The 22959-nt window shown below is 45.6% G+C and carries 17 protein-coding genes; 11 read left to right on the top strand and 6 right to left on the bottom strand.

Translation table 11 applies throughout. The annotated features are described in order from the left end of the window. Positions 1-38: 38 nt before the first annotated feature. From V6W81_RS03970 to V6W81_RS03980, 3 genes are all read right to left on the bottom strand, one after another. A complete protein-coding gene (locus V6W81_RS03970; protein ID WP_430701022.1) occupies positions 39-389 on the bottom strand; it encodes a YkvA family protein in 351 nt (116 codons plus the stop codon). Positions 390-458: 69 nt separating this feature from the next. Further along, positions 459-1334, bottom strand: coding sequence for an AraC family transcriptional regulator (locus V6W81_RS03975; protein WP_338541642.1), 876 nt, complete (start codon positions 1332-1334; stop codon positions 459-461). Positions 1335-1351: 17 nt separating this feature from the next. Further along, the gene (locus tag V6W81_RS03980; RefSeq protein WP_338541643.1) at positions 1352-2473 is read right to left on the bottom strand and encodes a C45 family peptidase; all 1122 of its coding nucleotides are present in this window, start codon (positions 2471-2473) and stop codon (positions 1352-1354) included. 172 nt (positions 2474-2645) lie between these two features. On the opposite strand from V6W81_RS03980, the gene V6W81_RS03985 reads away from it, so the two are divergent. After that, positions 2646-3215, top strand: coding sequence for an SF0329 family protein (locus V6W81_RS03985; RefSeq protein WP_128100328.1), 570 nt, complete (start codon positions 2646-2648; stop codon positions 3213-3215). Between the two features lie 219 nt (positions 3216-3434). On the opposite strand, the gene V6W81_RS29150 is transcribed toward V6W81_RS03985, so the two are convergent. Next, positions 3435-3515, bottom strand: coding sequence for a putative holin-like toxin (locus V6W81_RS29150; RefSeq protein WP_353057537.1), 81 nt, complete (start codon positions 3513-3515; stop codon positions 3435-3437). Positions 3516-3800: 285 nt separating this feature from the next. Here V6W81_RS29150 and V6W81_RS03990 point away from each other — a divergent pair, with 285 nt between their 5' ends. The 8 genes from V6W81_RS03990 to V6W81_RS04025 all read left to right on the top strand — a co-directional run bounded on the left by V6W81_RS03990 (position 3801) and on the right by V6W81_RS04025 (position 17315). Then, entirely contained in the window at positions 3801-4961 is a 1161-nt protein-coding gene (locus tag V6W81_RS03990) for a cobalamin-independent methionine synthase II family protein (protein ID WP_338541645.1), read from the top strand. Positions 4962-5282: 321 nt separating this feature from the next. Then, entirely contained in the window at positions 5283-5987 is a 705-nt protein-coding gene (locus V6W81_RS03995) for an ABC transporter ATP-binding protein (RefSeq protein WP_338541646.1), read from the top strand. After that, positions 5987-8314, top strand: coding sequence for an ABC transporter permease (locus V6W81_RS04000; RefSeq protein WP_338541647.1), 2328 nt, complete (start codon positions 5987-5989; stop codon positions 8312-8314). Before V6W81_RS03995 ends, V6W81_RS04000 begins: the two co-directional genes overlap by 1 nt. 257 nt (positions 8315-8571) lie before the next feature. Then, a complete protein-coding gene (locus V6W81_RS04005; RefSeq protein WP_338541648.1) occupies positions 8572-11943 on the top strand; it encodes a HEAT repeat domain-containing protein in 3372 nt (1123 codons plus the stop codon). Positions 11944-12167: 224 nt separating this feature from the next. Further along, positions 12168-13259: a TIGR04053 family radical SAM/SPASM domain-containing protein gene (locus V6W81_RS04010; protein WP_338543935.1), complete on the top strand. Its 1092-nt coding sequence runs from the start codon at positions 12168-12170 to the stop codon at positions 13257-13259. A 19-nt stretch (positions 13260-13278) separates the two neighbouring features. Then, positions 13279-14769 (top strand): protoporphyrinogen oxidase, encoded by a 1491-nt coding sequence (gene hemG, locus V6W81_RS04015; RefSeq protein WP_338541650.1) that lies wholly within the window; start codon positions 13279-13281, stop codon positions 14767-14769. Positions 14770-14971: 202 nt separating this feature from the next. Beyond that, a complete protein-coding gene (locus tag V6W81_RS04020) occupies positions 14972-15679 on the top strand; it encodes a DNA alkylation repair protein (protein ID WP_338541652.1) in 708 nt (235 codons plus the stop codon). A gap of 463 nt (positions 15680-16142) precedes the next feature. Further along, the gene (locus V6W81_RS04025) at positions 16143-17315 is read left to right on the top strand and encodes a DUF4317 domain-containing protein (RefSeq protein WP_128100337.1); all 1173 of its coding nucleotides are present in this window, start codon (positions 16143-16145) and stop codon (positions 17313-17315) included. A 193-nt stretch (positions 17316-17508) separates the two neighbouring features. Here the strand turns inward: V6W81_RS04025 and V6W81_RS04030 are convergent, their stop codons facing one another. Next, positions 17509-18501, bottom strand: a complete 993-nt coding sequence (locus tag V6W81_RS04030; protein ID WP_338541653.1) for a DUF4003 family protein — start codon at positions 18499-18501, stop codon at positions 17509-17511. Between the two features lie 52 nt (positions 18502-18553). Then, positions 18554-19495, bottom strand: a complete 942-nt coding sequence (locus V6W81_RS04035; protein ID WP_338541654.1) for an AraC family transcriptional regulator — start codon at positions 19493-19495, stop codon at positions 18554-18556. Positions 19496-19664: 169 nt separating this feature from the next. On the opposite strand from V6W81_RS04035, the gene V6W81_RS04040 reads away from it, so the two are divergent. Together V6W81_RS04040 and gnpA are read left to right on the top strand one after the other, a co-directional pair. Then, positions 19665-20684: a glycoside hydrolase family 88/105 protein gene (locus tag V6W81_RS04040; RefSeq protein WP_145052993.1), complete on the top strand. Its 1020-nt coding sequence runs from the start codon at positions 19665-19667 to the stop codon at positions 20682-20684. A 13-nt stretch (positions 20685-20697) separates the two neighbouring features. Further along, positions 20698-22878 carry a 1,3-beta-galactosyl-N-acetylhexosamine phosphorylase gene (gene gnpA, locus V6W81_RS04045; protein ID WP_338541655.1) on the top strand — a complete coding sequence of 727 codons (2181 nt, stop codon included), beginning with the start codon at positions 20698-20700 and terminating at the stop codon, positions 22876-22878. Positions 22879-22959: the final 81 nt, after the last annotated feature.

Consider the following 22959-nt stretch of genomic DNA (forward strand, 5'->3'; position numbering starts at 1 on the left):
TGACTTCATGTCGGAGAAGCAGTTTAGCTTTTTTTTCTTCAACTGAAAAAACGGTTATACACGTACAAACTAAGCCACGCAGCAAGGAGAACCCAAACGATAATGAACAACGTAGCCGTGTACCAGTTTCTAGGTTTGCTTAAAATCTCCTGTGCTTTGGGTCTATTCTCTTCAAGAACCACCTGAGGTATCATTTTTAGGGCGAGGACGATGCCGATTGGAACGATAATGAGGTCATCCACATAACCGAGAACGGGGATGAAGTCTGGGATAAGGTCGATTGGACTGAACGCATAAGCTACAACACACAATGTAAACAGTTTGGCAAACCAATTTACTCTCGGATCACGGTAGGATAGATACAATACGAGCAAATTGGATTTAAGCAATTTCGCAGCTTGTTTTAGTTTTTGTAAAATGGTGGTAGTCCCCCTCTATATATGTACATCCTTTTCAACTTATTTAAGCGGAATGTATAGATCAATCTTGGAATTAGGGTGATCGTAACCCAAATAACGTTGATCATATAACTCAAAATCCTCTCGGTCGTCCATTTCCTCTTTCGTATTAAGCAGCCATGTTCCCCATATGTACTGGAAGGTCTGAGGCAGCGCGCGAAGTGACCCTGTATGAGTGAATACCGCGTAACGTCCTGCTGGAAGAGTCTTTTGTACAAATGGTTCAGGCAGATCTGCAAAAGAATCGACCTCCACGCCAGCAACCTCTGTGAATATCACCTCATCACTCATTTCGTACAAACTGTTCTCATGACACGCCTCGCAGATGCCAAAGCCCCGTCCAGGAATGGAACGGTGGGGGATCTGGGTAACGATGTGGTTGAACGTCTGCCACAAGGCGGCTAGCTTATTATCCTTAAGTGTGGTGTGTCCGCGTATTCCCACGATCTTCGTTTCGGGGAACATGACAATGGTGGGTTGTATCGTGACGTTGAGCGTTAGATGATCCAGAACATTCGTGTGTAGTTTCGACTTGGAAGCAATAAAGGCATCTAAGCGATTGATGCGGTATTCCTGTGGACTGATCCTATAGTTGAATTTAAACGCACGGCTAAACGACTCGGAGGATTCGAATCCATTTTCCAGCGCAATCTCAATAACCTTTTTATTCGTATAAAGTAAAGCCTTCGCTGCACTTGCTAATCGCCGTTTCTTAATGTAACTGCCAATGCTCTCTCCCAATATCGCGCTGAATTGGCGGTTCAAATGGTAGTAGGAGTACCCTGCTGCCCGCGCAACCTCCTCCACTTTGATCGCTTCACCAAGCCTATCTTCGATATAGATGATCGCCTGCTCTAATGCTGGTCGGTAGTCCAATAGGAATCCCTCCATGATCAACGGTGCAATGATTGGTATCCGAACATCGCCAGGTTCGCTCTCTCCAAGCTAATCTCAATTGTAGTTGATGTTTCTGGTATGGGTTGTCTGATATCGTATGTGTGCCAGCCATTGGCAGCTCTACCGCCCCAACATAGCTCTATTATACCGTCTACGGGGGAGAACAGCATGCTTTTGGTGGTGCCGAAAAAGTCCTCAAAATAATGACAACACAGCCCATTGGGGTAGCTCGACAGTAACATATCCTTGAGCTGTTCTGGTGTTACACCCGTCGATCCCTCCAGTTGGGAAACAACCCACTCCGCTCGTCGCAAAGAATGAATCGCAGCCTGTGGCTCATAATGAATGAGCTCCGGAAGAACAGGATGATTGGTCGCCCAGAGAAACTGTTCTAGCGAGGTTGGGTCAATGTGCTTCGTAGCTTGATTGCCATCCATCGTTTCAAATAAAGCAGCGTTACCGGATTGATCGAGCAGCATGATATTGACATTACAAGCAATTGGTATGTCTTTGAGATAGAGCAGCGCTTCTTCAACATTGGTGCAATGCTCCAGTACCGCCCGAATGGCCGCCCAGAAATGTAATCCTTTAAGCTTAGGTGCTTGCATGAAGGGCACAGCCCCAACGGGAAAACCGCAAGCGCTCATCGTTACCGCAAGTCCATGCTCATTAAAACCATCGTCACGTCCAAAGCTCATCGTACTCGTTCCCATGTGTGTGTATTTACCAGTGACAGAGGTTCTAGCAAGAACAAAATCCTCCATCTGATGATTGAATTCATAGTTACGAGCAAGTAAGGGTTTGTTCAGTGCTGTCATTGAGGGTAGCAGGGCAATCTGGCTGCATCGCAGGAGTAAGTACGATAAGGCATAATATGCAATTTGTTTGGCAGGTACGTGCAAGGCCTCTGCAAATCCAGCAATTTCTTCCGTTATGCCTGGGCACCATTCGTCGAAGAGATGGATTGCTTCTCGATATTCGTTCTCTCCAAAGCCTTCAAGTGTGCGTGTATACGCGAGTTGTTGTTCTTTATTTTCAGAAATTAGTTTACCTAGTCTATAGCCAATCTCGTAGTTTGTACCTTTTAATTCTAGTGTGTGAACGGGAAGTGTTAACATCTCGAAACCTCCTTTTTTCCAAAGTTTACGGTAGGGAGGTGAGGGGTGCATGATATTTTGTGCTGTTTTTTGAACTGCACTAAAGTAAAATGAAGAGTGAATGGATGTCTTAAAATGCATTTCGTGAACATGGTGTGCATCATCTATCAAATGGATCGACATAGGAGGAATTATGTCCTGGAGTAAATTGAAGCAACAATTGGAGAGTTTCCTCTGTCCTGCGTTAGTTGGAAGAGTTGAATATGGATCAACCAGTTACCGGTATTCACCGGATAAGGCTGGACTTAGTTATCTTGTTGTAGATAAGAAGAACATTCTTAATATGATGGATAAGACGACCCCGATCCGCTGGTACCAGTCGGATCAGGAGATCAAGAATGATCCGCAGATTGAGATTCCGGTTAGTGATGAAGATATTGAAGAGGTTAGAAAAGCGACCAAAGGAAACGTGCCTGAGGATCGTCTGCCTGTCATGGCAAGAAGCAAGAAAAGTACAGCTGTAGCGAAGGAGATTTTGTCCGCACAGACTGCACTAAGTAAATCCAATTTTAACGTGGTGGCGAATACGTTTTTAACGACCTCGATAGAGGTAAGCCTGGAGAGCGATGATATTCTGTTGAATATTCTGGCTTTGGTGGACAGGCGTGTTGGCAAGAAGCGAATATTGAACATGTCCGAAAAGGTGAAATCCAAGCATTCCGCTGTGCAGTATTTTTATGAATTACGGCGTAGTACGTTATAATTAAATGAATGTTTTGGATTGATATGTCTTACTATATTGAATGTAAAGCTACAAATTGAAATCGCCATTTGACATGTTATAATAAGAGTATGAACAGCTTATAATGCAAAGAGAGCCGTGCGTCAACACGACTCTCCACGCAATAGCCGCTTTTAAGGGCGGTTGGCTTAACAAGAGGATATACGTCAAATAGACCGCAACCATTGCACAGGGGGCGGTCTACTTGTGTTTATTGGACAGCAGCGCTACAATCAGCGAACCGAAGGTAAGCATCAGCATAATTGCTTCAAATACTGTCACAAGGCATCACCTCCCTTCCGGGAGATTAGCCGACCGCCCATATTAGCCTTTCTATTGCTCTACAATTATATCATAATATTCATTTCACTAGAGAGACGATAAAAGAATTGAACTAACCTATCTTCCAAAATCTATTTTTGAAAGAAACCTACATCAACAACATAAATAACCCGTGATTCCCATTCTGTTATAGCTTTTAACTATAACTAGTTATGGTTTTTAAGTATCTCTTCTAACTGCCTCTATCGTGATATGATACTCGTATACAACGAGGGGGTTATTTACATGACTGATAAGTTCCAGATCGTAGGAAGTTTATTGCGGCCGGATGAGCTGTTAGAATATAAAACGCAAATTGAACACCGTGATGATATCCAGTATCCGTTCTATAATAATTTTGAGGGATATGCACAGTGCGAAACTAAGGCAATCGAGCAGGTGGTCAAGAAAGAAATTGAGCATAATCTGTCGATTATTACAGATGGTGAATTCTCCAAATCCATGTGGCATCTAGATTTTGTGTGGGGTTTTGGTGGAGTGGAGCGTTATATCGCGGATCATGGATACTTTTTCAGAGACGTGGACGGCACTTCGAAATATGAAACACGCAAAGACATTGGACTTCGCATCACTGGCGAACTGAGCGGCAAGAATCACCATTTCATTCAACTGTTCAAACAGCTGCAAGACACGGCAGGTGATCAGCAAACGAAGCTTTGCGTACCGTCACCTTCCCATATCTTCGGTGAGCTGTCCTGGTCGGATAACATTGGCGGCACAGATGCGGTGTACCAGAACATTCAGGAACTCAAAGCAGGGCTTGTCAAAGCTTATAAAGAATTCGTAACAGAATTCGCTGCAGCCGGCGGCAAAATCCTGCAATTCGATGATTGCTTGTGGGAGCTGTTTGCAGACGACAACCCGAACTCTCCGTTTACTGGGGAGCATATCAATCAAGAGGAAGTACAGGGTCTCGCTACTGAATTCATTGATATTAACAACACCGTAATCGACTATGGACATAGCCTTGGCTTGAAAATGTGGACCCATAACTGCCGCGGTAATTATGATTCCCGCAACATGGGTGGAGGATCATACGCAAAAATCGCGAATCTCTTCTTGAAGCAGTTGAAGTATGATCGCTTCTTCCTAGAGTGGGATGACGATCGTGCAGGTTCCATTGAAGCACTGGAAGTATTCAAGGACAGACCTGAAACGGAAATCGTCCTGGGTCTGTTGTCTTCCAAAACAAGCACACTTGATGATGAAGATCGCGTAATCCGCCTGCTGGACGAAGCATCCAAAATCATTGATAAGGATCGTCTGCTACTGTCCCACCAATGTGGGTTTGCATCCTGCGACGGTGGTAACGAGCTAAGCGAATCCGAGCAATGGGCGAAGATTGATCAAGGTCAACGGATTGCCAAGCAATATTGGGGCAGCTAATCACGTTTTGGAAAAATAGCATTACTTCATTCGTCACAGACGCAGTCTCAAGACTCCAATAATGATACATGAAGTTCATAGAGATGGCTTGCAGAATCCAGCAGTGGATCGCGAGTCATCTCTATTTTGTATGCCAAGTTCAAGCTAATATCCTGCCACTGAATTCCTTCTTGAGACGGAGGCTACGATCCATCGCTTGCAGGAGGTCGTTATTTTACCAAGATGTATGATGGAATTGAAGTAAATAAAGGGGGATATGGGCTTCATATTTAAGCCCTAACTCTTTGTGTGCGGCATATAACAAGGGAGGAGTTGTGAGTGGTGGGAACACTGATTGAATTCAAACAGGTTTCGAAGGAATATCAGATTGGTGAAGTGAGAATCAAGGCGCTGGACGATGTGAATTTTACGATAGCCGAGGGCGAGCTTGTTGTTATTTTGGGAGCAAGTGGTGCGGGGAAAAGCACAATTCTGAACATCCTTGGCGGCATGGATACGGCTACGTCAGGTCAGGTTATCATCGGCAATCAGGATATTTCGAAATGGAATGAAAAAAAATTAACCGCTCATCGCGGGGAGAATGTTGGTTTCGTATTTCAGTTTTATAATCTGATCCCGAATCTGAATGCATTGGAGAATGTAGAGTTTGCCACGGAAGTATGCAGGAATCATCTCGATGCGGGAGCTGTACTGAATCAGGTGGGACTGTCGCATCGTCTGCACAACTTTCCATCTCAGCTCTCTGGTGGGGAGCAGCAAAGGGTTGCTATTGCTCGAGCGCTCGCCAAGAATCCTATGCTACTCCTATGTGATGAACCAACTGGCGCTTTGGACTACGTCACCGGCAAGGCTGTGTTGAAGCTTCTTCAAGATGTGAATCGGGATCACAAAACCTGTGTCGTGCTCGTCACCCATAACGCCGCAATCGCTCCAATCGCCGACAAGATCATTAAGGTGAAAAGTGGTGGTATCGAATCCATCACAATCAATGATAACAAACAAAGCATCGAAGGAATCGAATGGTGATGAAGAAATTAGTCGTGAAGCTGTTCAGAGACATGAAACAATCGGTTGTTCAATGTATTGCGTTAGTGTTGGTCATCGCTGTAGGCGCCTTCTTCTATGCGGGATTAAGTAGCTATAGCCAGAAGCAGCGTGAGTACACCGGGGATTATTTTGCAACATATAACTTAAGTGATCTGAATGTGTATTATGACCGTGTGGCTGTAGAAGATGTAGCACGATTCGCTAAAATTGACGGAGTTGAACGTATTGAAGCGCGTTATACAACGGATGCATTACAATACTTCGATGGTTATACAGCGGCATTCACTATCCATTCACTGCCGTCCGACAATCAGATCAATAGGCCGATGATCCTAGAGGGGCGTCTTCCTTCCGAACCTGCTGAGATCATGGTGGACTCGCATTATGCCGAGGAACATTCGTATCAGGTTGGTGATTCGATTCGTTTGAACACGAATGGAAGAGAAATGACGTTTGAGATCAGCGGACTAATTGAGAATGTAGAATATGTGAAGAAAAATGCTACGCAAGACCATAAAACTCATGCCATAGCCTATGTTGCCCAAGAAGCGATTCCAAAGATTGCAGGCAGTCTATATTACAATGAATTGCTCATTGATGCCAAGGAAGGGCATGATGTGGATTTAATAGCGAAGACCATGGAAGCACAATCCGCAGAGCTTTCATATCTAGGACAAACGAGCAAAGAGCGGTCATTCGGATATGCCCAGATCCAGCAGACCATCTATAACAACGGTATGATGAGTAAAGTAATTCCGCTCATTCTCTTTTTGATCTCAGCGATCATTTTATTTCTAACCATGTCCAGAACAATAGATTCACAGCGCAATCAGATCGGCATCATGAAGGCTCTGGGGATTAAGACTAGTTGGATTATGTTTCATTACATGGGATATGCTCTGCTGGTTAGTACAATCGGTTCCCTCGTTGGCTGCATCGTAGCCCTCTACGTGTTTATCCCATTAGTCACAGCATCTAGCGCCAAGTCATATTCGTTGCCTGGAATTACATTTTCGCTCTCCCCATGGTCGTTCCTGCCGCCGTTGTTGTTCTCTAGTAGCTTTGGACTCTTGTCCGTTTATTGGAGTGGTAGAACGATACTTAATGAGCGTGCAGCTCATGCCATGCGTCCGAAGCCACCCCGCAACATGAAGAACCTACTAATCGAACGGATTCCGGGGATGTGGAAACGGATTTCCTTCAGCCACAAAATCATTATAAGAAACCTATTTCTAAACAAAAAGAAGGCAGTGGCAAGCTCCATTGGAACGATGGTGAGCATGGTATTGCTGATTATCGCCGTAGGTACCCAAGCGTCATTGCTGACAATAGCCAACCAGATTGAGGATGTGTATACCTATGATCTGAGAGTAGATTACAAAATAGGTACTGCGCTTGAGGCAATCGATCTGTCCTCAGATATTCAAAGCCATTACTTCATTTCTACCCTACCTGTGGAGCTCGTTGAGGCGAATAACAGAGAGAATGCGACGATGGTCGTGATGGAAAAAGAAAACAACCTCATTCAATTGTTTGATCAAGCAGATCAACCAATAGCTATCGGGGATCATGGCGTGATTGTACCGAAATCCTATGCGGAACATTACAACATCGTAGAAGGCGACTTCATTCAACTGCGCTTCATGCAGCCGGAGCGACGGAATCAATCTGTAACGATGGAGGTTGCCCAGATTACGAATCAGTATAATCACCCATCCTTTTATATCACGCCAACCTATTTGGAGAGCTTCAGGGTCGATTATCATCCAACCTCGATGTTGATTAAAGCTAATAATGATACGGAGTTAGCAAGCATACGCCATTTTTTTGAACAGGATCAACGTGTGAACTCGCTTACGGATAAGCAGGAAATTCAGGAATCGGCCAGATATATTCTGAACCAGAATCAGTTTATGTTCGTGATGTTTCTCATTAGTGCGGTAATTCTCTCCTTGGGAGCCGTCTACACGATCTCTTCCATTAACATTCATGAACGGAATAGAGAGCTTGCTACGCTCAAAGTTCTGGGTTATCCCATAGGTAAAATCAATCGTCTTATTTTTAAGGAAAACATCATATTAACCGGCTTGGCAGCTATTGTTGCGATACCTTTAGGTATTTACTTTTTTGCGATGGTGATTAAGGCACTATCTAGTACCCATCAACAAATTCCAGATCAAGTAAATGTGACTGGATTGCTGATCTCCGTGGTGCTGGCATTCTTTTTAACCATGCTGTCCAACTTACTATTAAGAAGGAACATTGCCAATATTCATATGACGGAGTCGCTAAAAAGCGTAGAGTAGCAAATAGAATTGCAAGAATTAGGGAAGCAAAATAAATAGAAATTAGTGTGATATGCACCCACCATTCATCACAGTAGAAGAACCAAAAATCTCTACGATGATGAATGGTGGGATTTTTTTGCAAAACCTTTAGCTGGTGTTAAGCGTATTAATGATTATGACGATTTGAGAGATTTTGTATCCTGTGGAGTTAAACAGGAGATATCTCGGTATGAATGCTCAGACGGTTACATGGAGATGAAGGGAGAGCAGAACCAATGACACTTAATCCAACACCATTAAACCAAGAACAGCTCCTGAAGGAGCTAGACACACTAGGGTATTCCAATCGGATGAAACAAATGGCACTGCTCGCGCGTGTGCACCGAGAAGATGAAGTCTATTCGGCGTTACTTATAAGCTTGCTGGAGAGCGGCACTGCGTACGAGGCACATTTGGCGCTGACTGGCGCTCAAGTCGCTAAGGATGCACAGGCTGTAACGTTCGCTATGCAGCATCCCAAAGCAGGGGTCAGGGGGCGGGCAGCCAGATTGTTGCCAGAGCTTATCACCGATCCTGAATATGCCATTGAATCCGAGATCACAATGATGTCACACCATTGCCGTCGCCATTTGTTGCAGAGCATTGTGAACATTGGTAGACAGGATTGGGCAGAGCGATTATTGCCGGTTGTGCTTACCCGCTGGGGAGCCCACGAGGCTGCGGTATTATTATCTGTATGCAGCGAGGAGACGGTTCGTAGCCGGCTCTCTGACTTAGGTTATGCGGTACATAATTGGCGGAAGTTAACGAGACGTTTCCCGGATCTGGTTGCCGAATATCTGGAGAATGAGCTACAGAAGGCTACGCAACGGGAAAAGGGATATGTATGGTGGAAGCTTTCTTCCGCCGTTGAGAAACTTAGTGTTACAAGACCGGATATCGTTATAGATTGCGCTCTCAAGTATGGACCGAAGGATGAGATACATCCTGTCCTTAAGCGACAATTAGGTATTCTCATCCAGGCTAACCCTGAGGGTGTATTTGAACTGCTGACAAGAGAAGAGGCAAGAGGGTATCTTCTGAATCATGGGGTGCCCGCAGGTATTTTGAATAAAAGAAAGTGGTTTACGACAGCGCAGTGGACAACACTGGTCACCTTGCTTGCCGATCAGCCCGTGCATGTTGCTAAGGTACTGGATACACTCGCTCCATCATCTCGTCAAGCGATGTTTGAGGCCGCATATCCAGAAACTGAACGCAAAACACGTTTGTTTTCTACCTCGTTGTTAGATGTGTTGCCACATCAATTACGGGACAAGGAAGCTGCGCGAATGCTGGAGCTTCGGGAGATTCGCGATGATCAGTATCAGACGCTTGAAATTACAACAAGGCGTTTGATTGGACATGCGAGAGCGGAGCTAGAGGGATCAGTTCAAGTATCTAATGCGGATGAGCGTGCCCTAGCTTATAGGCGGTTGATTCAGAGCACAATTCTATCTCGGCGCGGAATGGGTGATACACTTCATTTCTTGACCCGAGTCAAAAACGACCAAGATCCGGTTCGATTTGCAGTTATATCGGAACTGTCGAACTGTCCCGCGCACATGTTCAAGGAGGAGCATATAGAGGATCTAACCGTGTTGATAGATAGTGTGGTTGAAGCACGAGATACCTCATATGGGACGAAGAACGTAACGGAAAGATTGGCTTTTGACTTACTGAGGGAGCATGCACTGGAACCAGAGAGTAGGCTGTTTAGATTCGCTTTGCGAACATTTGAGAGAATGGTTATGCGTGATGGGCAGTTTGTGTTATTCGCCAAAGATTGGGATAGCATACCGAGTCATGCACTTGAGATTTTGTTTGATGAGATCTATGCTTTTGCCACGGAAGCTAACAAGCGTGAGAATGACCATGTAGTTCTGCGGATGGCAGATGCATTCGGTAAAGCTGTAGAGCGATTGCCGAAACTCCAACATCTGTTAGAGCAACTGGTCAAAACTCAAAAGTCCCCTGCACAGGCTGTTCGGCACTGGCTAGCTCCCCATAAAACACGGGACGAGAGAGTCAGAGAGCTGATCGACAGAGATCCGTCCTTCATTGCTTTCTATGAGGTGTTCAACCATCTGCATTTGAAACGACAAGAGTGGCTAGATCCGTTTATCACAGGAAAGGTTATTAAGGGAAAACATCTATCAGGCAAAACAATCTATCTTGTGCCAGCCTATAATGGATTTTATCGTTGGTTGCCGCGTCAGCAAAAAGCACTTGCTACCTTGCTTGAACGAGTCGCATTAGATGCCAAGCGCAGCTTCCATGAGCGTGCATCGGCGATGAGAAATCTTGCAAGTATGCCCGACTATACTTCGGATCAACTGGAAGTCCTATTGCAGGATAAGGAAGTACACGTCGTTGAAGCAGCCCTTCATGCCTTTTCGCTATGGGAAGAGCCGGAGAAGGCACTCCCTATTTTGTTAGACAACCTAGAGGGAGACCGTGCACGTGTTGCGATGTATTCGATTCCTAGATGCGCACGCAGGGTAAGTCCTTTGTTGTTAACGTCCATTCTCTCTGACTTGTTAAACCGGGAGAAGCTGAAAGTTACGGTTAGAAAAGAAGCGATTCGACTTCTGGGTGCTTATAAAACGAGTGAGAGCATGACTCTGCTCGTTCGGGAATACGAGAAACCGAATACGCACAAAGACGTGATCATTGCCATAGGGCATGCGGCAAGGCAGTGTCTTGACGATGAACGTAGCTGGGCGATGATGAGCACGATGGCTTCGTCTCCACAGCGGGATATCGCAAGGAGTTTGCTGAATCAGCAGCCGGGCGATCTTCCCGTGGAGGCACGTCCACGGTATCTGCAGTGGATTACTGAGATTGCAGGTCACACGGATTCGGCTGTTGCGAAAGAAGCTTTTCGGGCAATGGCCAAGTGGGTGAACGGGAACGAAGATGTGATTGCGGCTTGCGCAAGTAAGGCACTCGGGGATCTGCAGGATAGCACACGTTGGGAAGCGGCACTTGATACAATCATTGCAACTTGCCGTGATGGACAAACGAATGAACAGGTCATCGCCGTGTGCAGACAATTGGTTGATACCGAAACGACAGCTGATTGGAATGCCGGTACCGAGCGAGATCTGCCACACCGGCAGCGTTTGCTCGCCTTAATAGACAAGCTCGCCTCATTGCCTCGCCCTGCACGGTGGTTACTTATACCTTTGTATGAAGGCTTGATTGAAATTTTCCAGTCTCAAGATACGATGAAACCTTCTGTGATCAAGTTGCAATTAGCTATGACGGATTGGAGCGATACTGACGGAGCAGTCGCTAGTTTGAATGTTGTTATTCCGATGGTGGATGGACAGCCTTATTTGCTTGATTTTGCATATCATCAGATCGTCCGGGTCGTCAATGGCAGCGTAGGTTACTGGAAACCGGAGGGGCTGCTTGAACTCGTGGATCGGTTGAACGCTCAGTCGCAGATCGCTTCCTCATATATAGGTCTGTCGCTGTTGAAGATCGCCGGTAAAGCTCTATTATGGAACAAGGCTTCTGCTGATCGGTTAAGGGCTTATCGAAATCATGAACATGAGATTATCCGATTGATGGCATTGGATCTGTGGACCGTGCTTGAATAATATGATCTGAATTCGCATTGGTTCTAAGTTCTTTGCTAGGCTAGAAAAATAAGAATAATCAAAGACCGGTCTTTACCCGCATCTAAGGGTGAGTCCGGTTTTTTTGATCTCTTTCATTTTAGGAGCAAAAAGACAATTGTGATTCATCTCACTTTCATGCTATTCCAACTACTTTAAAATTAATGGAATGTGTATGAGGAGGAGAATGGATGATGAAACCTCAGATGATGCCTCAGATGAAACCGCGAGATTATGCTAAGTATCCGTTCATTGTGATCTGGGAGGTCACACGAGCGTGTGCTCTGAAATGTCTCCATTGCCGCGCGGAAGCCCAGTATAGAGCAGATCCAAGGCAGCTGACAACCGAGCAGGGGAAAAAATTGATTGATGACATTGCGGCAATGGAAGTACAGCCGTTATTTGTGTTTACGGGTGGTGATCCGTTAATGCGACCGGATTTATTTGAGTTAGCAGAGTATGCCATTAAGGAGAAGCAGCTTCCTGTCTCCATGACACCAAGCGCTACACCCAAGGTGACGCGTGCTGCAATAACGAAAGCCAAAGAAGTGGGTTTATCCCGCTGGGCGTTCAGCCTGGATGGTTCGACAGCGGAGATCCATGACCATTTTCGCGGAACGAAGGGTTCATACGATATGACGATGAAGGGCATCCAGTATCTGCAAGAAGCTCACATTCCGATTCAAGTAAACACCACCGTTTCCCGATACAACCTGCACGATTTGCAGGCGATTAGCCGCAAGGTGAAGGAGATGGGCGTGGTTCTGTGGAGTTTATTTTTCCTGATCCCGACAGGGAGAGCCCAAGAGAAGGATATGATTAGTCCAGAAGAGCATGAAGAGGTCATGAAGTGGATGGTACGTATTGCGCAAGAGATGCCTTACGGTGTGAAATCGACGGAGGCACCGCACTATCGGCGGGTGATGATGCAGGGTCGCGGGGCAGTGGGTTCCGAGCGTAGCTCTATGAAACGTCTGGATATGCTGGGACGTGCACCTCAAAGTGTGAATGATGGGGATGGTTTTGTATTTATCAGTCACACCGGCGATGTATATCCTAGCGGATTTCTGCCTGTTGTGTGCGGCAATGTGAAGGAGCAATCACTTATTGACGTGTACAGGAATTCTCCAGTAATGCAGACGTTACGAGACAAGTCCCAATTGCAGGGCAAATGTGGTGTCTGTGAATTTAAAACCATGTGCGGTGGATCAAGGGCAAGAGCGTATGCGCTTACGGGAGACTATATGGCGAGTGATACAGCGTGTGGCTATATTCCGTCTGCGTTGCGACAAACATAATATTGGTGGGAAGTGTGTAATGGATAAACAAAGCAGGAAGCAAATCGTTATTGCTGGAGGCGGAATCACGGGACTCAGTACAGCTTATTATGTAGAGCAGTTGTGCAGGGCGCACGCGATTGAAGCAGAGATTGTGTTGGTGGAGAAAAGTGATCGGTTCGGCGGACATATGCATACCGGGAAAAAGGATGGATTTGTCATTGAACGGGGGCCGGACTCGTTTCTTGCCCGCAAAACTTCCATCATTGAACTGATGCAGGAGCTGGGCATAGGGGATGACATTGTTGGCACAAGACCTGGGATATCCCACAGCTACATTGCTTATCGGAATCAGCTGCATCCCATCCCGGATGGCTTTATGCTTGGCGTACCGACGAAGTGGAAACCATTCATTACAACCAAGCTGATATCTGTGCGGGGGAAGGTGCGAGCTGCTGCAGATCTGGTTCTGCCAAGAAAGTCGAATGTGGAAGATGAGTCTCTGGGACAACTGCTTCGTAGACGCCTGGGAGATGAGGTGCTGGAACAGATTGCCGAGCCACTGCTGGCAGGGATCTATGCAGGCAATGCAGATGCACTAAGTGTGCAGGCTACCTTTCCGATGCTGCAAGAAACCGAACAGAAGCATCGGAGCTTAATTGTAGGTATGCTTGGTGTTCGAAAGAGCAGAGTTCCGAAGCAGACGACGCAATCGAGCCAAACTGCGAATAAAAGTGGAAGTGGTAACGATAGTGGTAGTGTAAGTACGGTGAAGAAAAGCATGTTTCTAAGTGCCCGTGGAGGGCTGGAAGAGGTCGTGACTCATCTCGAAAAGGCATTATCCTCCAGTATTAATATGATGAAGAATACAGAAATATCAGGTGTCACACATGAAGGGGAGCGTTATGTTGTCCACTTGCATAATGGAACGAAGCTTCATGCAGACGCGATGGTAATCGCTACTCCAGCCCATGTAGCAGCTAGGTTATTGCCAGATGAGTCTATATCCGAGTTACTGCAAACCATTCCCTATGCATCCGTGATGAATGTTGTACTTGCTTATCGCGAGCAGGATGTCGGTATCTCTTTGGCTGCATCAGGCTTCGTCGTTCCTCGTAAAGAAGGACGTGCGGTAACCGCCTGCACCTGGACGTCTTCCAAATGGGCACATACGGCTCCAGAGGGTCACATTCTGTTAAGAGCTTATGTGGGCAAATACGGGCAGGAAAATGATGATCAGCTCTCAGATGAGAAGCTGGTGCACCATGTACGCCGTGAACTGGAAGAGATGATGGGCATATCTGCCGAGCCGATCTTTACGGAAGTGAACCGACTTCCCGATGCAATGCCACAATATAAGGTGGGACATCTGGAGCGTATGCAGGAGCTTGACGATGCTTTGGCAACGGTTATGCCAGGTGTGTACCTAGGCGGTGGGGGATATCGGGGAATCGGAGTTCCGGATTGTATATCCCAAGGCAAGGCTATGGCGAATAAGTTGTTAACCAGATTAATAGATATGAGTGTGTAGTTTTTAGGTTCTTAACCAAATTGTCGCGGCTCTCTGGAGTGGCGGCTATTTGTGTTGTTGTTGGCTGAGAGAGAGCATTAAAAGTGATGACCTCAGCTCTTTGTGAATGTATGATGTGGGAGCAACTGTGATAAAATAAATATAATTCTAATAACATCGTAAACTATGAATAGTGTTTCTATAGAAAGGGGCATATCCTCCAATGAATCTAGAAGAAGTGATGCAGGAGCTTGAAGCCTTGGGCAAGGAACGAACGAAAAAAATATATATGTCTAATGGCGCGCACGAACCACTTTTCGGTGTTGCTACTGGTGCGATGAAGCCGATGTCCCGCAAGATTAAGAAAGACCAGGTACTTGCCGATCAACTCTATGCTACGGGCAATTATGATGCCATGTATTTTGCCGGCGTTATTGCCGACCCCAAAGCGATGACTGCAGCGGATTTTGAGCGTTGGATGGAAACGGCATATTTCTACATGATATCTGATTATATCGTAGCGGTCACACTCGCAGAGACGGATATTGCTCAAGAGGTTGCCGATGCTTGGATTGCGAGTGGTGATGAGCTGAAGATGTCAGCAGGCTGGAGCTGTTACTGTTGGTTGCTCGGAAGCCGGAAGGATGATGAGTTCTCCTCAGATAAGCTAGAAGCAATGCTGGAACAGGTGAAGGACACGATTCATGATTCGCCGGAACGAACAAAATATTCAATGAACAACTTCATATATACTGTAGCAACATCTTATCAACCTCTACATGATCAGGCAGTGGAGACGGCTAAGCTGGTTGGCCCTGTTGAAGTAAACAAGGACAAGCCTAAGAGTAAGCTAATACAAGCTTCTGAGAACATCCAGAAGGCCGTGGATCAAGGACGGATAGGTTTTAAGCGCAAATATGTAAGGTGTTAGTACGAGATTGAATGAGGAAAACCGCTACCTATAAAGGAGCGGTTTTCTTACTTGATGCACACCATAATTACGTATACAATCACAATTTCTTCATTCTAAGGATAGGATCTTGATCATGAAAAGCAATACAAACCGCGAGTGAACTTGCACCCTTCTATGTTCATTACAAGATGGGAAGGCATAAAAAGAGTGCCTTTTACCCGATATGGATGTTCATATCATTTGGTGATAATAAGGTAAAATGCCACAGATTGATTCTCATTCATCCGCATCATTATATGATATAATTTTTCACTGAGCGTACAATAATGGAGATCAAGCACGGTTATATGTAGCTACTTCATACCTGCGCCCCGATCGCAATTTAGCATAGATGGAAGACTTCATAGGCAGCATTCATGTCTAGCATATGGGAGCTGCGGATAGATAAAATTATTTTATTATAGGAGTTGTCTAACGGAACATGAATAAAAAAGAAGTCGCGCATATACGCAAACAATTCAAATTGGATCACGATCTACTGAATATTTACGATATTCTTAACGTCTATATTACGAAGGAAACGAATGAGGTCTACCATTGGGAGCGCCACCCGTTTGAGCTCGTGGATCGGGAAAAGCAAGAGCTATACATGGGGAATTTCAAAAAACTACTAACCGGCGAACTGGATCAGAAATTGTTCGAGCTGAAGTTTCAAGAACAGGCAGAGGAGCCTGCACAGGTGATGCTGCACCAAGCACTCGTAACAGGTGATCCGGACGAATGGTCAGACCTGATGTTGCTGCTTGTGGATCGTATGCTGGCCGATGCGAAGTATGAGCGGGACATGGTAGTTACGTTTGTTAAGGGTCAATACTACTTGCCAACTCAGGCCAGAAACGAAGCAACGGAAGAGAGCGAGAAGAACGAAGTGTTTGCTCATCCCTTCATTCTGTGCAGCGTAAATTCAACGGAAAAACAAAAGAAGACAATGTTGTTTGACTATGTGGAACGGGAGTTTAAGTATAACGTCATTGTTGATCCGATTATCAAATTGAGCACGCCAGAGCAGGGGTTCCTGTATCCGAGCGTGACAGACAATTATTCGGACGTAAATCGTGTTTTATACTGTACCGGGAAATCCAATTTTCCAGATCCACACTTTGTAGAACAGGTGTTGAATGGCGATCGGTCTGTGACAGCACTGGAGGAACGAGCCATCTTTGAAGATATCGTGAAAGAGATCACGGGGGAACAAATGGATGCATCCACACTTGCTCATGTATATGAAGAGATTAATCGGGTCATTGAAGTGAGTGAAGAGTCACACGAGGAAGAGCCGCCGAAGCTTGATTACAAGGATGTGGAGCGTGTACTCACCGCGAGCGGTGTAGAGGATCTGACAGAGGAGAAAGTAGAGCGGGCATTCGAGACAATTGTGGATAACAAGAACTATGAGTTGAAGGCCAATAGTGTCATGCCGAAATACACTTCCAAATCGATCAAAATTGATACAAAGGTAGCCACAATCTCCGTTAGTCCGCAAGATCTGAAATACGTAAGACAAGTCAACTATCAGGGCAAACGCTGCATTATGATTGAGGTTGATGAGGATGCCGTTATTGAAGGATTTACACTTACTACAGAGACGCTATAAAAAGATAAACATATGAAATTTCCATGGGATTAATCCAACATCTCAAACTCAGCAAAGAGCCCATGCCTAAGCGATATCGCCAAGGCATTGGGCTTCTTTACGTTTCGGAAGAAGGGGATATACCTCTTTCCTTAACGCTTGTATGTTGTTCATTCGCCGTGCGGCATCTCTGCTCTTGGGGCTCAGCGCTTTATCAACTGCTGCTGGACGATGATGCAGCTGCGGCCGCAGATGCCGCGGCAGCAGCCATCGCTGCCTGCTGGGCAATGAGCATGTTCACGATGCTGGTAGATAAACTTGTGGTCAGCACACCCTTTTGCAAATTCTCAACGTGGCTTGTGGCAACGAGCGCCGAAGAATGAAGCAATAGCTCTTGTTTGGTAACTGACCAAGAACCAAAACCTTTTTGCTGACGCAGTCCTTCGAAGGTTTGGGTAACCTCCTCCACAATCGCGCTTGTTTCAATGGGAAGTAGGGAGAGTACGCCCAGTGTAGGTAACGTCTGTGCTCTGTCCATTCTTAAGCCGCTTGTGCGGAATGTGTCATTTAATTCAAGTATTCGAGTTCTAGTCTGCATAGAGTCTTCTCCTAGGGTTAGCACTTGAGTTAATGTCTGCAGACCATTCCCAATGGAAAATTCTCGTCGAAGCTCCGTGTAGAGTTCCTCCATGCGCTCAACAGCAGGCTCGGGCTCAAGTGAGGACAACGCAAGCATCGAAGCAAATATGTAATCATCTTTGCCTGTCAGGAAAGAATGCTCCTTCTTCATTAGATCATAGAATATTTTGGCTCGTTGTACCGTGTCCTGAAAGGATTCCTTAGGCGCATGTGCAGCAATCTGATGTGCAGCGATCACGAGGTAATCCGAGGTGCGAAATTTATTTTCCTTCATTACGTCATACACCATCAGGCTGTCAGCCAGCAAGCTCTCTCGATCTGGCGAAAGGGATAGTAGGGTAGCGAGCAGGATAGACGTATTTCCTCTGAAAGTAGAGAATAATCCGGTGTTTTCCTTAATTCGCTCATAGTTCTGTTTGATATCCTCTGTATCAACGGTTTTATTTTCGGATGCGTACAATAAGGCTGCCAGCCGATGGATCATCACATTTTGCCATCTAAACGCTTTTTTCATCAAGTGAGTGTTGGATACGAATAATTCAATTCTAGCTGCGTGCTGCTCTAACATAAATCATCCTCCTGCTAAGTCTGTATGAGTTCAGTTTGAGATATCTATCATTTTATACCCAACCTGTGAATTCCAGAATAGAGGCTTTGGCAGATTGAGCTTCAGATTGAGCTTCTTTTCGCCATGATTTAGGCGATTGTCCCATCAGTTTGGCGAAGCAGCGGTTAAAGCTGGAGATGGAACGGAAGCCGACTTGTTCAGAGATGGACAGGATTGATGCGTCCGTGCTCTTTAGTCGTTTGCATGCTTCTTCAATGCGAGTACTATTCAGAAATTCAAGCGGTGTAGTTCCCATAAGTTCGTGAAACTTGCGGCGAAAATGTGTGGTGCTTAGATGGCATAGATCGGCGAGGTAATCGACGCTTACAGGCATCATATAATTTTTGGTGATAAACTCCAGTACCGGTGAAATGACCAACTCCCCTTGAAGGTCAGGCTCCTGATCCTGTTCAGACCAGCTCTCATTGTTCGCATGAATTCGAAGCAATTCAATATATAGGGACATTAACAAGCCATATGCGCTCTCTTGATAGTAGGGGGACTGCTGCTTGATTTCTTCTACAATGGAAGTTGCGAGTGTGTAAATCTTCGGATGCTGTTCTTTATTCAAAATGCAGTTCGTTCCCTGTATCGCCCATAGGTTAGGTTCGATGTGGCTTTGGGCTGTTTTTAGTGAGTGACGGAAGAGATCTTCTGGAGAAAAAAAGATATACGCCCACAAGCTCGCGGTATTAGGTGAACTATATGTAGTGTGCGGAAGATAGCGGGGAATAAACGTGATGTCCCCTGCTCGAAAAGGCACAGATTCGCCCTTAATCTCCATAATACCTCCATCGGAATAACAGATGCCAATTTCCATGTGATTATGGAAATGAAGGTGCTCACTTTTGATGTCTGATATTTTCCAGCGATCCCCGCTGAGCAGCAGGACAGGAAAATCAATGGGTAGGCTGTAATGCCGGTATTCAATGACGGGTTTCTTTTTTTTTGGCATATTCGATGCTCCCATTCATAAATGATTGAAATTGCGCAGTTTTGTTGCGAATATGCTTAGATTGAGACTATTTTACTGCGTACAATGGAATAAGTAAAGCGTTTACAAAAATGGACGGACACCTCTCAGAACACACTTGGGGGCGTGTGCGCAGGAGAGGGGTATGACAATGCTTCAAGTGAAATATGACAGAGAAGAGATTCTTAAGGTTATTGATACCGTTACGAAGAAAACACTAGATATGGATTTGACATGGGATTGGCCCTGCGGTGTAGCCTATTACGGAGTATCTAGAGCCTACCAGACGACAGGCAACCAAGAGATTCTGGACAGGCTTGTGAAGTGGGCAGATGAATATATTGAGCTGGGTCTACCGAGCTGGACAGTAAATACATGTGCGATGGGGCATATGCTGATTACGCTTTATGAAGAGACTGGGGATCAGAAATACTGGGATATTGCGATGAGCAAGGTGGATTATCTCCAGAACCATGCGCTTCGTTTTGGAGACAATGTGCTTCAGCATACGGTATCCGTTGCCAATGATTTTCCGGAACAGGCATGGGCAGATACCTTATTTATGGCAGCGTTTTTCCTGCTTCGTGTCGGTAGCAAGCTGAAGGATGAGGCGATGATTCAAGATGCCTTGAATCAGTATTACTGGCATATCAAATACCTGCAAGATCCGAGCACAGGTCTGTGGTATCACGGTTATAACAATGTAAATAAGGATCACATGTCCGGATTCTATTGGGGAAGAGCGAATGCGTGGGGAGCATACACGATGTCTCAGGTAAAACCTCAGTTGAAAGAGTGGTACTTGTACCCGCAATGTATGGACGTAGAGTGTTCGCTTCGTGATCAATTGGCAGCGCTGAAGCTGCTTCAGACAGAGAATGGCCTGTGGCGGACAGTTTTGGATGATGCTGAATCGTATGAGGAAGTATCTGCATCCAGCGGAATCGCAGCAGCGATGATTAATAACGGTAACCCGCTTCATACCAAGTATGTGCAGAAGGCGCTGGAAGGTATTTTGCAAAATATCAGTGAAGACGGTCGTGTCCTAGGGGTATCCGGTGGCACAGCAGTAATGAAAGACCGGGATGGGTATCGCAATATTCCTAAAGATTGGATTCAAGGCTGGGGTCAAGGGCTCACACTCGCTTTTCTGTCCGACATGTTGAGATAGGGAGGGAACGAAGTTGTCGAAAACAACGAAAGGCTCTTTTACATTACCGGGCGAATCCGGTTACGAGGCGCTAACGCTGGAACTTGCTGAGCGCTGGGGCGCAGATGTCATCCGTGATAGTGATGGTACGAAGTTGTCTGATGAGATCATTAATGCCGGGTATGGTATCTACTCGACCATTTGCATTATTCGGGATCATAATGAGTGGGCATCTCGTAATCTAGATAAGCTGCAACAGTGCTTTTTGATTACGAATCCAAAGGTGGCTGTCCAAGATTATATTTCCATCTATCTGATGGAGGATTTTTTTGCTGAACAGTTCAAGGTGAATGACTCGAAAGAGGCATTTAAGTATTGGCAGGTATACGACCGAACGACGGGTGAGGAAGTACCAAGAGAGCAGTGGAATTATGAGCGGGAGTCTGGGAATGTTGTTCTCACCGGCATTGTTCCTTGGCATAAATACACCGTGAGTTTCTTGGCTTATCGGATCTGGGAAGAGATCTCCATGTACAATCACACCACCAATCATTGGGACAAAGAGCATCTCATGCAGATTGACCCGATCTATACTGAGACGCAAACCTACCTTCTGGATTGGATGGAGAAGTGGTGTGTCCAGCATCCGGAAACAACGGTTGTGCGATTTACGTCCCTGTTCTATAACTTTGCCTGGATCTGGGGGAGTGATGAGCGTAACCGCCATTTGTTCTCAGACTGGGGTTCATACGATTTTACCGTAAGCTCCAGAGCACTGGATCTGTTTGCCCAGAAGTACGGGTATTCCTTAACGGCAGAGGACTTTGTGAACGGCGGAAAATATCGGGTTAGCCACGTTCCAGCACAGCAACGCAAATTAGACTGGATGGCATTTATTAATGATTTTGTCATTGAGTTCGGGAAAAAGCTAATTGACATTGTGCACAAGTATGACAAGTTAGCCTATGTATTCTTCGATGATAGCTGGGTGGGGATGGAGCCTTACAATGATCGTTTCGAAGAGTTTGGATTCGATGGCATGATTAAATGTGTATTCTCCGGTTATGAGGCGCGGATGTGCTCCGAAGTTAAAGTGGATACGCATGAGATCCGCTTGCATCCATACCTGTTTCCAGTGGGATTAGGTGGACTGCCTACGTTCAAAGAGGGCGGAGACCCTGCACTGGATGCGAAGAAATATTGGATTAACATCCGGCGTGCGCTGCTAAGAGAGTCGATTGATCGAATCGGACTGGGAGGATACTTACATCTGGTCGAGCCTTATCCTGACTTTGTGGCATATATTGAGAAGATTGCCGATGAATTCAGAGAGATGAAAGAGCTGCATCAGGCTGGCAAGCCTTATGAACTGAAGACCAAGGTAGCTATTCTGCATAGCTGGGGCAAATTAAGATCATGGACGTTGTCTGGGCATTTCCACGAAACGTATATGCATGATTTGATTCATATCAATGAGGCGTTGTCTGGGTTGCCGGTTGACGTGAAGTTTATAGATTTTGAAGATATCCGTCAGGGAGCACTTGAACATTGTGATGTCGTGATTAATGCGGGTTCAGCCGGCTCTGCCTGGAGTGGTGGAGAACACTGGAATGACCACACTTGTGTGGACCTTCTGACTCAATGGGTGTATGAAGGGGGAACCTTCATTGGTGTGAATCAGCCTTCGGCAGTTCCGGGCTATGACCACTTTTTCAGAATGGCACATGTGTTGGGCGTCGATGAGGATACTGGCGCAAGAGTGGTTCATGGGAAATGGTCGTACACCGTGAAGGATGAGCATCAAGTAGTTCCTGAGGGAGCGACTATAAAAGGTAAACATAACATTTATCTTACCGATGGAGCAGCAACCGTGGTCAATGATCAGGATGGCGACATTACGCTATCTACGCATGACTTTGGTAAAGGAAAAGGAATTTATCTGCCTTCATTCGAATTCACTTGGGCAAATACAAGATTATTGCTGAACTTAATTCGTCTAGCAGGTCATGAGCCGAGTGAGCCAAAATACATTTCAGATAATTGGTATACAGAGTGTGCTTATTATCCAGAAAGTAAAATATTAGTTGTGATCAACAATAGTGATCAGGCTCAATCCACGACGGTTGATACGGAGTATGGAAGTCAAACGTTCACACTCGAACCGTATGATACGGTGATCACGAATATTGGTGTAATGAAGTCCATAAAGGAATAATTACATTTTATGTTTACGGTATAACTCTATTAAAAAAAGCTCAAGCGACTGACGAGATTCGTCCAATGCTTGAGCTTTTTT

Source organism: Paenibacillus tundrae (genome assembly GCF_036884255.1).
GTDB lineage: Bacteria > Bacillota > Bacilli > Paenibacillales > Paenibacillaceae > Paenibacillus.